This is a genomic window from Demequina pilifera, from assembly GCF_048814985.1.
In the GTDB taxonomy this organism is placed as follows: Bacteria; Actinomycetota; Actinomycetes; order Actinomycetales; family Demequinaceae; genus Demequina.
Map to the genome: position 1 here is coordinate 114,749 of NZ_JBMDTW010000005.1, position 13,151 is coordinate 127,899.

At 68.8% G+C, this 13,151-nt stretch carries 9 protein-coding genes; 8 read left to right on the top strand and 1 reads right to left on the bottom strand.

Going from position 1 to position 13,151, the window contains the following annotated elements:
* Window positions 1-23: 23 nt before the first annotated feature.
* From ACNI14_RS10395 to ACNI14_RS10430, 8 genes are all read left to right on the top strand, one after another.
* The gene (locus ACNI14_RS10395; RefSeq protein ID WP_420520118.1) at window positions 24-1,028 is read left to right on the top strand and encodes an alpha-ketoacid dehydrogenase subunit beta; all 1,005 of its coding nucleotides are present in this window, start codon (window positions 24-26) and stop codon (window positions 1,026-1,028) included.
* Between the two features lie 10 nt (window positions 1,029-1,038).
* Window positions 1,039-2,517, top strand: coding sequence for a dihydrolipoamide acetyltransferase family protein (locus ACNI14_RS10400; RefSeq protein WP_420519959.1), 1,479 nt, complete (start codon window positions 1,039-1,041; stop codon window positions 2,515-2,517).
* A 37-nt stretch (window positions 2,518-2,554) separates the two neighbouring features.
* On the top strand, window positions 2,555-3,331 hold the full coding sequence (locus ACNI14_RS10405) for a 3'(2'),5'-bisphosphate nucleotidase CysQ (protein ID WP_420519960.1): 777 nt from the start codon (window positions 2,555-2,557) through the stop codon (window positions 3,329-3,331).
* Entirely contained in the window at window positions 3,331-4,239 is a 909-nt protein-coding gene (gene cysD, locus ACNI14_RS10410) for a sulfate adenylyltransferase subunit CysD (protein WP_420519961.1), read from the top strand. Before ACNI14_RS10405 ends, cysD begins: the two co-directional genes overlap by 1 nt.
* Window positions 4,239-5,486, top strand: coding sequence for a sulfate adenylyltransferase subunit 1 (locus tag ACNI14_RS10415; RefSeq protein ID WP_420519962.1), 1,248 nt, complete (start codon window positions 4,239-4,241; stop codon window positions 5,484-5,486). The genes cysD and ACNI14_RS10415 overlap by 1 nt, the downstream gene beginning before the upstream one ends.
* A 15-nt stretch (window positions 5,487-5,501) precedes the next feature.
* Window positions 5,502-6,617: an adenylyl-sulfate kinase gene (gene cysC / locus ACNI14_RS10420; protein WP_420519963.1), complete on the top strand. Its 1,116-nt coding sequence runs from the start codon at window positions 5,502-5,504 to the stop codon at window positions 6,615-6,617.
* 77 nt (window positions 6,618-6,694) lie between these two features.
* The gene (locus ACNI14_RS10425; protein WP_420519964.1) at window positions 6,695-8,683 is read left to right on the top strand and encodes a diguanylate cyclase domain-containing protein; all 1,989 of its coding nucleotides are present in this window, start codon (window positions 6,695-6,697) and stop codon (window positions 8,681-8,683) included.
* 97 nt (window positions 8,684-8,780) lie between these two features.
* Entirely contained in the window at window positions 8,781-11,189 is a 2,409-nt protein-coding gene (locus ACNI14_RS10430; protein ID WP_420519965.1) for a sensor domain-containing protein, read from the top strand.
* A 204-nt stretch (window positions 11,190-11,393) separates the two neighbouring features.
* Here ACNI14_RS10430 and pgm read toward each other — a convergent pair whose 3' ends face one another.
* The gene (gene pgm, locus ACNI14_RS10435; protein ID WP_420519966.1) at window positions 11,394-13,073 is read right to left on the bottom strand and encodes a phosphoglucomutase (alpha-D-glucose-1,6-bisphosphate-dependent); all 1,680 of its coding nucleotides are present in this window, start codon (window positions 13,071-13,073) and stop codon (window positions 11,394-11,396) included.
* Window positions 13,074-13,151: the final 78 nt, after the last annotated feature.

Genomic DNA, 13,151 nt, shown 5'->3' on the forward strand with positions numbered 1-13,151 from the left:
GCGAGTCACCCACCACCGAACGCATGACGATGGCCGGAGCCATCAACGCGGGGATGCGCGCCGCGATGGAGCGCGACCCCAAGGTGCTGCTCATGGGCGAGGACATCGGCGCCCTGGGCGGCGTGTTCCGCGTCACCGATGGCCTGCACAAGGACTTCGGCGACTCCCGCGTGATGGACACGCCGCTGGCCGAGTCGGGAATCGTCGGCACCGCGATCGGCATGGCGATGCGCGACTACCGCAGCGTCATCGAGATCCAGTTCGACGGCTTCATCTTCCCCGCCTACGACCAGATCACGACCCAGCTGGCCAAGATGCACTACCGGTCGCGGGGCGCCATCACGCTGCCCATCGTGATCCGCGTGCCCTTCGCGGGCGGCATCGGCGCGGTCGAGCACCACTCCGAGAGCCCCGAGGCGCTATTCGCCCACACCGCCGGCCTGCGACTGGTCTCGCCGGCGACTCCGCAGGACGCATACGACCTCATTCAGCAGGCGATCGCGTGCCCGGACCCGGTGATGTTCTTCGAGCCCAAGGCCCGCTACTGGGACAAGGGAGAGGTCGACGTCTCGCGGGTCAAGGCGCAGCTCGACCAGCCCGACGGCGAGGCGCTCGCGACCGCGGAGATGGCGAAGGCGCGCGTCGCCCGCGAAGGCGCGGACGTGACGCTCGTGGCCTACGGGCCCACGGTGCGGCTGGCGCTGCAGGCGGCGGAGCTCGCATCGGCCGAAGGGACGGAGGTCGAGGTGATCGACCTGCGCTCGATCTCCCCGCTGGATTCCGACACCGTGGTGGCCTCCGCCAAGCGCACGGGCCGCGTGATCGTGGTCCACGAGGCGCCGACGTCGTTCGGCTCGGGTGCGGAGCTGTCCGCGCGCGTCACGGAGCAGGCGTTCTTCCACCTTCATGCGCCAGTGCTCCGCGTGGGCGGCTTCCACACGCCCTACCCTGGAGCCAAGTTCGAGCACGACTACCTGCCGAACCTCGACCGCGTGCTTGACGCCGTGGATCGAGTGATGGCGCACTGAGGAGCCCAGCATGCCGACATTCCAGCAGTTCACGATGCCGGACGCGGGCGAAGGCCTCACCGAGGCCGACATCGTCACGTGGCTCGTGGCGCCCGGCGACACCGTCGAGGTCAACCAGCCCATCGTCGAGATCGAGACCGCCAAGTCCCTGGTAGAGCTGCCCTGCCCGTACGACGGCGTGGTGTCGCGGCTGCTGGTCCAGGAGGGCGAGACCGTCGAGGTCGGCGTGCCGATTCTCGAGGTAGATGTGGACCCCGACGGCGAGGCGCCCGCTCCCGCGGACACACCGGCCGGATCAACTGAGACGGACGAGGCGGTTCAGGCGGAGTCCGGGGAGAGCTCGCTCAGTTCGTCCGGCCCTGCCGTGCCCACTGGGACTACTGAGCCTGCCGACTCCTCGCGTGAGGCCGATGCGGGCGACGGCTCGAGCGGACAGCCGGCCGATGCGGGGGCTGGGAACACCTCCGACGAGGGCTCGGGCGCGGTGCTGGTCGGGTACGGCGTCAAGGCCGGCTCGGCGCAGCGACGCCCGCGCCGCGACGAGTCGGTGCAGCCCGTGGGCGGCGCCCAGGACCTGGGCGAGTACCCGGTGCTCGCGAAGCCGCCGGTGCGCAAGCTCGCCCGCGACCTGGGAGTGGACCTCACGACCATCACGCCGTCGGGACCGGGCGGCATGGTCACGCGCGAGGACGTCGAGCAGCAGGTCAAGGCCACCTCGGCGCAGACCCTGGCCACGTACGCGGGCGACGACCAGCAGTGGCTCGAGACCGGCACCACCCAGTCCGACGGCCGCGCCACCCGTGTGCCCGTCAAGTCCGTGCGCAAGCGCACCGCCGAGGCAATGGTGCAGTCCGCGTTCTCGGCGCCACACGTGACCGAGTTCCACACCGTCGACGTCACCGAGACCATGAACCTCGTGAGCAGGCTCAAGCAGGACAAGGACTTCGCGGACGTGCGGGTCACGCCCCTGTTGATCGTCGCGAAGGCGCTGCTGCTCGCGGTGCGCCGACACCCCGAGGTCAACGCCTCGTGGGACGAGGCCGCCCAGGAGATCGTCTACAAGCACTACGTGAATCTCGGCATCGCGGCGTCGACCCCGCGCGGTCTGGTGGTGCCGAACATCAAGGATGCGCACCGCCTGCCGCTGCACGAGCTCGCGCTCGAGCTGCAGCACCTCACGGCGGAGGCCCGTGCGGGCAAGCTGTCCCCGGCGGCGATGTCCGACGGCACCATCACGATCACCAACGTGGGCGCGCTCGGCATCGACACGGGCACCCCGATCCTGAACCCGGGCGAGGCCGCGATCCTCGCCTTCGGGTCGATTCGTCAGCAGCCGTGGGTCCACGAGGGCGAGATCCAGGCGCGATGGGTGACGCAGCTCGCGCTCAGCTTCGATCACCGATTGGTGGACGGCGGGCTGGGTGCGCGGGTACTTTCGGACGTAGGCCGAGTGATGAACGACCCCGCACAGGGGCTCGTCTGGGCCTGACGCCGGGGGGCGGCTGACGCACGGGGGGCGCGCGGACGTGGAACAGACCGATGCTGCGAACGCCGCCTCGATGGCGCGCGAAGCCGGTCTGGCCCTCCTTGACGCTCGCAGGACCTTCGACGACCGCGTGGCCGCACGCGAGCGAGGCGATCGCGGCGATGCGGCGGCGCAGTCGCGAATCGCAGAATTGTTGGCGACGCGGTTTCCGGCCGACGCTGTACTGAGCGAGGAGGCGGCGGATTCGGCTGCCCGCTTGAGCGCTGACCGGGTGTGGATCATCGATCCTTTGGACGGCACGCGGGAGTATGCGGAGGGCCGCGACGACTGGGCGGTCCATGTGGCCTTGTGGGCCGGGGGCGAGCTGGTCGCAGGCGCGGTGGCGATCCCTGGTGAGGATCTGGTGCTTGATTCGGACACCGTGGCGCCCGTCGGCGCACGTGGGGACGGGCCGGTACGGCTCGCAGTGAGTCGGTCGCGGCCCCCCGAGGTCACGGAGGCGGTGCGCGAGGGTCTCGGCGCGGAGCTGGTGCCGATGGGCTCGGCTGGGGTGAAGATCGCGGCGGTGGTGCGCGGTCAGATCGACGCCTACGTACACGCCGGTGGTCAGTTCCAGTGGGATTCGGCGGCGCCGGTGGCGGTGGCGCGCGCGGCGGGCCTGCATGCGTCCCGCATTGACGGCTCGCCGTTGATCTACAACGGCGTCGACCCCTACCTGCCCGACCTGGTGGTGTGCCGCCGTGAGCTGGCGCCGCGCATCCTCGAGATCATCGCCGGTGAACTCGTGTCGCAGGGCGGCACCGGGGAGGGAGGGTGATGACCAAGCCCGCGATGGTGCTGAGTCAACTCGACGCGTTGGAGGCGGAGGCGATCCACATTGTGCGCGAGGTGGTCGCGCAGATGGAGCGACCCGCGTTGTTGTTCTCCGGGGGCAAGGATTCGCTGTGTCTGCTGCATGTGGCGATCAAGGCGTTCGCGCCAGCGCGGCTGCCGATGCCGGTGGTGCACATCGACACCGGCCAGAACTTTCCTGAGGTGATCGAGTTCCGGGACCGGATCGTCCAGCGGTATGGGCTCAACCTGGTGGTGGGGTCGGTGCAGGCCGCGATCGATGCGGGCACGGTGCGTGAGGAACCGAACGGGTCGCGCAATCGCATTCAGACGCCGGTGCTGCTGGACACCATCGAGAGCAATAGGTTCGACGCGTGCATGGGTGGCGCCCGCCGTGATGAGGAGAAGGCGCGCGCGAAGGAGCGGGTGTTCTCGTTCCGTGACGACTTCGGCCAGTGGGACCCGCGCAATCAACGGCCCGAGCTGTGGAGCCTGTACAACGGCAGGGTGCACCCCGGCGAGTCGATCAGGGTGTTCCCGCTGTCGAATTGGACCGAGCTGGACATCTGGGACTACATCCGTTCCCGTGACGTCGAGGTCCCCAGCATCTATTACGCGCACGACCGCGAGGTGTTCCTGCGTGACGGGATGTGGATGGCCGCCAACGAGTTCGCGGTGCCACCTGAAGGCGCCGATGTGGTGACCAAGAAGGTCCGCTACCGCACCGTGGGTGACGCGACGTTGACGGCGGCCGTGGAGTCCGGGGCGGACAGCATTGATCTGATCATCGAGGAGATCGCAGCGACCAGGCTCACGGAGCGCGGTGCGACCCGCGGGGATGACCGGGTGTCGGAGGCGGCGATGGAGGACCGGAAGAAGGAGGGGTACTTCTGATGGACCTGCTCCGCTTCGCGACCGCCGGCTCCGTGGATGACGGCAAGTCGACCCTGATCGGTCGACTGCTGTACGACTCGAAGTCGATCTTCGAGGACCAGCTGGAATCGGTGGAGCTCGCTTCGAAGTCGCGTGGCAACGACTACACCGACCTGTCGCTGCTGACCGATGGGCTGAGGGCTGAGCGTGAGCAGGGCATCACCATCGATGTCGCCTACCGGTACTTCGCGACTCCCCGGCGCAAGTTCATCATCGCCGACACCCCCGGGCATGAGCAGTACACCCGCAATATGGTCACCGGTGCCTCGACCGCGGACCTGGCGATCATCCTGGTCGACGCCCGCAAGGGCCTCACGGAGCAGTCCCGACGCCACGCGACCATCGCCTCCCTGCTGCGCGTGCCGCACGTGGTCTTGGCGATCAACAAGATGGACCTGGTCGACTGGTCCGAGGACCGGTTCGAGGAGATCTACCGGGACTTCGCCGATTTCTCCTCCAAGCTCGACATCCCGGACCTGACCGCGATCCCGCTCAGCGCGCTGCTGGGCGACAACGTGGTGACCCGGTCCGCGCATATGGACTGGTACGGGGGCACCAGTTTGCTGCACCACCTGGAGCACGTGCACATCGCCTCGGACCGCAACCTCCAGGACGTGCGGTTCCCGGTCCAGTACGTGATCCGCCCCCAGCAGTCCGCGGTCCAGGACTATCGGGGCTTCGCGGGCCAGGTCGCCTCCGGGATCATCAAGGTCGGCGACGAGGTGCTCGCGCTTCCCTCGGGCCTGACCACCACGGTCGCCGCGATCGATGGCCCCAACGGTCCCCTCGACGAGGCCCACCCCCCGATGTCCGTGACGCTCAGGCTCGCCGACGAGATCGACGTCTCCCGCGGCGACATCATCTGCCGGGTCGGCAACCACCCGGCCCCGACCCAGGACGTCGAGGCGATGGTGTGCTGGATGGACGCCGACGCGATGACCGTGGGCCGCAAACTCGGGATCCTTCACACCACCCGCATGGCCCGCGCGCTCGTGAAGGACATCGCCTATCAGCTGAACATCAACACCCTCCACCGCGATACCGACACCCACGAACTGGGCCTCAACAGCATCGGCCGTGTGAAGCTGCGCGTCACCACCCCGCTGCTGCTGGACGACTACGACGACAACCGCACCACCGGCTCCTTCATCCTCATCGACGAAGCCACGCACCGCACCGTCGGTGCGGGCGTGGTGCGCGGAACCTGACGAGGGCGGGCAGCCATGACGGACGTGTCGCTCAGCACACTGCAACTGCACGAGTGGGAGCTGATGCGCGCGGGCGCCTACGGACGCGCATTGCGCTACGAGATCCCGGGCGACGATCCGCACCGACCCAGCCTGCTGATCCGCGACACCGCTCCCGGCTCCACGCTGACTCTGCTCGATACCGAGGCCACGCCCATCGCCCGGGTGCGCGTGGACGGCAGTCGCACGGAGCCGGGCGGGACCTGGATAGCGGGCGCCGCCGAGCCGCTGCGCGAGCCGGCCAAACCGTCCTTCCCTGAGCTGCGGCCCGGAGAGGCGGGCGAGCCCGTGGCCCAGGCCACGCTGCTCCTCGGCCGGCGCCACGGCAAGCTCAGCGGCACGGTGATCGTGGTGGACACGGGAGAGGCGCACGACGTGTCTCAGACCGTCCGGGGGCTCCGGCACGATCGGATCGACGTGCGCCTGCTCCCCGAGCCGGCGGCCGCGCACCTCGACGGTGCGGCGCGCACCGAGCTCCTGGTGCACCTGGCCTCGGTGGTGTTCGCCTCGACCGTCCAGGTGATCCGGGGCGAGGCTCCGGCGCCTGGAGACGGCCTGGTGGTGCTGTTCACCGGGCTGTCGGGATCGGGCAAGTCCACGGTCGCGCGCCAGCTCACGCGCCGGCTGCGCGCCGAGACCAGTCAGCGCGTCACCCTGTTGGACGGCGACCAGGTGCGGTCCATGCTGTCGAGCGGGCTGGGTTTCTCACGCGTCGACCGTGAGACCAACGTGCGCCGCATCGGCTGGGTGGCCTCCCAGATCTCCGCGCACGGCGGCATCGCGATCTGCGCTCCCATCGCTCCGTATGAGTCGATGCGCCAGGAGGTGCGCGCGATGGCGGAACGGGTGGGCCGCTTCGTGCTGGTGCACGTGGCGACCCCGCTCGAGGTGTGCGAGGCGCGGGACCGCAAGGGCATGTACGCGAAGGCCCGCGCCGGCGAGATCAAGGAATTCACCGGCATCTCCGACCCGTACGAGGAGCCGGCGGACGCGGACATCGTGATCGGTCGGGACGATGCGGATCCGGCGACGGTCACCGACCGTGTGTATCGGCTCCTCATGAGTGGACCCGAGGCGGACTACACCATCTGAGTCGCTCTCGGCTGCTCCGGTCCCTCGTTCCTGCGCGATCGGCCAACGTGCCGGTCACTCGTGCCTACACTCGGCGTGTGACAGAACAGGCGGACGCCACCAGAGATGGCACCCGACCGGGTGGCGGACCGGTGGCGAATTCGCTGACGGTCCCGGACAGTGATGCGCGGCCCCATCTCAGCGAGGACGAGCGGCGGAGGCTGCGTGAGTGCGCGGCCGAGCCCCTTCACCTCATCGATCGCATCCAGTCGCACGCCGCCTTGGTGTGCGTGGCGCCGGACTCCGACCTGGTGAACGTCGCGAGCGACAACCTCGCGGAGTGGCTGGGCCGTTCGCTGTCCGAGGTCCATCCCGAGCTGGCGCGGGCGGTGGCGGACGCTCATCACGGGTCCACGGCTGTCACGGTGCCGCTGCTGCGGCGCCGGTACCACGCCACCATTCACCGTGAGGCGGCGCGCTCTCTGATCGAGTTCGAACCGGTCATGGACGGGGAGGGCCTGTCGGGTTCGGTGGCCGAGGTCGTGGAGACCATCCACCGCCTGTCCGACATCGGCGATCCCGACCAGATGCTCGCGACGGCGCTGGCCGAGATCAAGGCGATCACCGGGTTCGAGCGCGTGGCGTGCCTGCAGTTCCTCGACAACGGGCGAGGGAAGGTCGTCGCCGAGGTGCGCGAGCCTGACATGGAGTCTCAGGAAGGGCTGTACTTTCCTGCGTCCGACATCCCTGCACAGGCGCGCGCCCTCTATGCGCGCAAGCTGTCGCGCAGCGTGGTGGACTCCCACGACGGGGGCCAGGGCCTGTTGACGCTGGATTCGGGTGCCGCTTCGCGCGATCTCACGGGCACCCATGTCCGCATGATCGGCGGGCATCACCTCGAGTTCATGAGGCGGATGGGCCAGGTGGCCACGCTGTCGCTGAGTCTCGTCGCCGACGGAGAGCTGATGGGGATCATCATCGGCTCCCACCGCTCGCGTCATCAGGTGCCGCCGCCAGTGCGGCGGGTGCTCGAGCTGCTGGCGCGCACGCTTGCGTCGCGACTGGGGACCACGACCAGCATCCTCCGTCTGCAGCGCCAGCTCGACCTGCGCCGCCGCCGCACCGAGTTCTTGGCGCCCTTCTATGGCACCACCAGTCTGTCCCGAGTGGTGGATGACGCATCGACCTACATCCGGGAGGTCGTCGAGTGCGACGGGGCCTATCTGAGACTCAGGGGAAAGGTCCGCACCAACGGCGCCGTGCCCCAACCCGAGCACATGGATCGCGCGTTGTCCCTGCTGGGCGGCGAGCAGCTCATCACTGACGCCCTCTCTCGCGATCGCCCAGACCTCGCGGAGCACCTGGGGACCGTGGCCGGAATGATTGCGATACCCGTGTCCGGAGAGGCCGACTACCTGGTCTTCCTGCGCATGTGCACCGAACAGGATGTGCAGTGGCTGGGGGATCAGACGCCTGCGAACCGCGACAGTCCGGTGTCGCCGCGATGCACTTTCACTCGCTGGCACGAGACCGTGACCAGTGAGGCACTGCCGTGGGGGCCGGCCGTCGAGGACGCCTTCGATCTCGCCCACGACATCCAGACCGCTCTCGACGCGCGCGAGCACGCGCGGCTGGCACGTCATGACCCGCTCACGGGTCTGCCCAACAGGCGCTATCTCGACGAGGTCGCGGAACCGCTGGTGGGCGGCTATCGCGAGCGGCTCGCGGCGATCTTCCTGGACCTGGATGACTTCAAGGACGTGAATGACACCCACGGGCATGGGGTGGGCGATGCGGTGCTCAAGGAGATGGGCGCCCGCCTTGCGCGCGCCACGCGCGACCGCGACTTCGCGGTGAGGCTCTCGGGTGACGAGTTCGTGATGCTGTGTCTCGACGTCGATGAGGAGGAGGCGACCATCATCGCGGATCGACTGGTCGGCTCCCTTGCCGAGCCCGTGATCGTCGGCGAGGCGTCGTTCACGGTGCGGGTCTCGGCCGGCGTGGCGATGGGAGGCCATGGCCTCGGTTTCGACGACCTGCTGCAACGAGCGGATCAGGCGATGTATCGCGACAAGCGCGACGGATGAGAGTCGCGTTCACGGCAGAAGTTGGGCCACTATGGAGCAACGTGCTTGCCACAACGATGTGGGAAGCGACCGCGTGGGGAGCGAGGTGAGCGGCAGCATGATGTGGCACAGCGTGGACCAGGTGATCCGCGGTCTGCCGATTCCCGTCGCCGCGGTCAAGACCGACCCCGACGGTGCGTGCGAGATCGTGACGGTGAACCCGGCCTTCGCTCGCCTGTTCGCGGTGACGTCCGCGCGGGCTCAGGGCCAGGACCTGCGCCGATACTTCACCTGGGACCAGCAGGAGGAGGGGCTCGAGGTCTCCGCGCGGACGGCGGACGGCCTGCTTCGTCTGGAGGCGACCACCCGGGAACCGTTCGAGGGCTCGCAGCCGGTGATTCTGACCGTGGCGCCGCTCGACGATGATGGCCCGATCAGCCTGGTCGCCTCGCGCGCTGCCGAGGTCGACTCACTCGCCGAGGCCCTGCGCCAGTCCCGTGAACAGGTGCACGAGCTTGTCGAGGACAGCACGGACATGAACTACTTCTTCGACTCGTCCGGAATCGTCATCGACCTCAACCCTGCGGGCGCGTCGATGTTGGGCGACACGCGCGACAACCTGGTGGGCACTCACTGTGCGGACTATGTGCACGCCGAGGACAGGGACCAGGCGAATGCGCTGATCTCACGCGTGTTCGATCGCCGCGCCGAGGAGTTCGAGGTGCGGCTGATGTCGCGATCGGGGGAGACGGTTCTGGTCGAGGTGCTCGCTCGCCCGTACATCGAGGACGGCGTCGTGACGGGCGTGTTCGGCCGTGCGCGCAACATCACCGACAAGCGCGGCATGGAGGAGCGACTCCGGCACAGTGAGGAGCGCTACCGCGCTCTCTACGATGACAACGTCGACGCCGTGGTGACGTTCGACGTCGAGGGCAGGTTCCTCTACGTCAACGCGGCGACCTCATCGTTGATGGGACGGCCGGCGGAAGAGCTGCTGGGCAAGCCCTTCCTGCCGTTCATCCTCCCCGAGCGCCAAGAGCAGACCTTCGCGGAGTTCGCGAAGGTTCTCGAGGGCCGCACGGTGCAGTACGAGACCGCGATGCACAACAGTCGCCAGGAGGTCGTCGATCTCCACATCACCGTCATCCCGATCATCGTCGGCAGCGAGGTGCACTCGATCCACTGCATCGCGAAGGACATCACGGAGCGAAGGCACCTGCGGCAGACGCTCCACGAGATGGCCTATCTCGACACCATCACCGGACTGCCCAACTTCAACGCGCTCGGTGACGCCCTCGACGGCGCGCTGCGGAGCAAGAGCCCGCTGGACCTGCTGGTGATCGACGTGGATCGCCTCAAGGTCGTCAACGACACGTGGGGCCGCTCGGTGGGTGACCGTCTGCTGGCGGCGGTGGCACGGCGCCTCCAGGAGTTCGCCGGCCAGAACGGCCGGCTGTTCCGCTACGCGAGCGACGACTTCGTCGTCCTTCATCCGCACACGAGCGAGGAGGCCGGCCTGGCGTACGCGCACGGATTGGAGCACGCGCTGCGCGAGCCTTTCGTCATCGGCGACCTTCCCGTCATGGCCAGCGTGAGCATCGGCATCGCCACCTATCCCGCAGACGGCCTGGACGCCGACACGCTGCTGCGCAAAGCGGATGATGCGATGCTTCATGCCAAGAGGTCGGGCCAGCACCATGTGGCCCTGCACCGCGCTCTCGGAGAGCGGGAGAGCACCCGGGCCCGACGCATGGAGCTCGCTCTGCGCCACGCGCTCGTGAACGACGAGCTCACGCTGGTGTATCAGCCTCAGGTGGACCTGCTCACCGGCGAGATTCACGGAGCCGAGGCCCTGCTGCGCTGGCGCCACCCCGAATTCGGTGACGTGTCGCCCGACGAGTTCATCCCGGTCGCCGAGCGCGCAGGCCTCATTCACGAGATCGGGGTGTGGGTCCTCGAGAACGCATGCCGCCAGCAGGTGCGCTGGCGGTCCGACGACGTGGGCGAGGTTCCCGTCGCCGTCAACATCTCTGTGGACCAGTTCTACGACGTCGAGTTCGGCCACCATGTGGAGCGTGTGCTGCGGGAGACCGGAATCACGCCCCGGTCGCTGACCTTGGAGATCACGGAGACGGTCGCCTCTCAGCCCGATGTGGTGGTGGACCAGCTTCATCGGTTCACCAGTCTCGGCGTGCAGGTCGCGATCGACGACTTCGGCACGGGCTACAGCTCCTTGCGGTACCTCAAGGACTTCCCCGTCGACTTCATCAAGATCGATCGTTCCTTCGTGGATCAAGTGGAGACGAGCCAGCGGGACCGGGAGCTCATCGCGACCATCGTGTCTCTCGCCCACAACTTCGGCCTCGCCACGATCGCCGAGGGGGTCGAGACCCTCGCGCAGCTCGAGTTCCTGCGTGGACTCGGCGCCGAGTTCGCGCAGGGCTTCTACTTCGGCCGGCCCATGCCTCCGGCGGAGTTCGAGCACTGGCTCGCGCAACGCAGCATCCCGGAGGTCACGCCCACCTGATCGCCGGCGGCCGACGCCCCGCACCCAGGCGACGGTTCGCGCGAACGATCCTGGCGCATCGGCCGGTGGCGTGACGAACCCGCTCTCGAAGCCGCGCGCCGGCTGCTGTCCGACGGAACGGCTCTCGACGTGAACGACGAGGCAGAACAGGCCATCTCGGCGGATGGCGTGGTGGGGACCGAGTAGGCGCCGGTCACGCCGCCGCTAGCCTTCGAGCGCCTCGGAGACCACGTCGCGCGCCGCCGCCTGGACCTCGGCGAGGTGCGATTCGGAGACGAACGACTCGGCGTAGATCTTGTAGACGTCCTCGGTGCCGGACGGACGCGCGGCGAACCACGCATCGGCCGTGGTGACCTTGAGGCCGCCGATGGCGGCGCCGTTGCCCGGCGCCTCGGTGAGCTTGGCGGTGATGTCCTGCCCCGCGAGGCTGGTGGCGGACACCTGGTCGGGGGACAGGCCCTTGAGGGTGTCCTTCTCCGCCTTCGTGGCCGGGGCATCGACGCGCGCGTACCAGCTCTCCCCGAGCTCGCTCGTGAGCCCGCGGTGCTGCTCCGACGGGCTCTTGCCCGTGGCCCCGGTGATCTCGGATGCGAGCAGGCACAGGATGATGCCGTCCTTGTCCGTGGTCCACACGCGGCCATCGCGGCGCAGGAACGAGGCCCCGGCGGACTCCTCGCCGCCGAACCCCACCTCGCCGCTCAACAGGCCCGGGACGAACCACTTGAAGCCCACCGGTACCTCCTCGACGGTGCGGCCCAACTGCCTGCCAACCCGGTCGATGAGGCTCGAGGAGACGAGCGTCTTGCCGATGCGGGCATCGCTGGGCCACTCGGGCCGCGCCCCGCCGTACAGGTACGAGATGGCGGTCGCGAGGAAGTGGTTGGGGTTCATCAGGCCGCCATCGCGCGTGACGATGCCGTGGCGGTCCGCGTCCGCGTCGTTGCCGGTGGCGATGTCGTACGGGGCGTCGGGGTCGTCCATGAGCCCCCGCAGGCCTGCCATCGCATGGGGGGAGGAGCAGTCCATGCGGATCTTGCCGTCCCAGTCGAGGTGCATGTTCGGCCACGAGGGGTCCACGGTCTCATCGACCACCGTGAGCTCGAGGCGGTGCTCCTCCGCGATCGCGCCCCAGTAGTCGACCGCCGCGCCGCCGAGGGGGTCGGCGCCGATCCGCACGCCGCCCGAGCGGATGGCCTCCAGGTCGATCACGTTCGGCAGGTCGCGCACGTAGTTCGCCATGAAGTCGTGCGGCTTGACCTGAGGAGCGGTGCGGGCGAGGGCGTAGCGCACGCGCGGGATCTGCCGCCACTTGCCGCCCACCAGAAACTCGTTGGCGCGACGGGCGATCCACCCCGTCGCGTCCGCATCGGCCGGGCCGCCGTGAGGCGGGTTGTACTTGAAGCCGCCGTCGCGCGGCGGGTTGTGGGAGGGAGTGACCACGATGCCGTCGGCCAGGCCGGGGCCGGACGTGCGCAGTCCCCCGGGGGACACGGCGCCGTTGGCCGTGAGGATGGCGTGGCTCACCGCTGGGGTGGGTGTGTACCGGCCGCGGGCGTCGACCCGCACCTCGACCTCGGCGGCGACGAGCACCTCGATGGCGGTCTCCATCGCCGGCAGTGACAGCGCGTGGGTGTCGATGCCGAGGAACACGGGCCCATCCGTGCCCTGCCCGCGCCGGTACTCCACGATCGCCGCAGTCGTCGCGACGATGTGCGCCTCGTTGAAGGCGGTGTCGAACGCGCTGCCACGGTGACCCGACGTGCCGAACACCACCTGCTGCTCGGGCTCGGAGGGGTCGGGCACGAGGTCGTAATAGGCCGACAGCAGCGCTGACGGGTCGATGAGGTCCTGGGGCTGGGCGGGGGTTCCGGCGCGCTCATGCATGGTGCCCACTCTTGCACCTCGCGGCTGTGAACGGCAATGGGAACGCGGCCCGTTCGTCGGGTCACGAGAGATTTACGT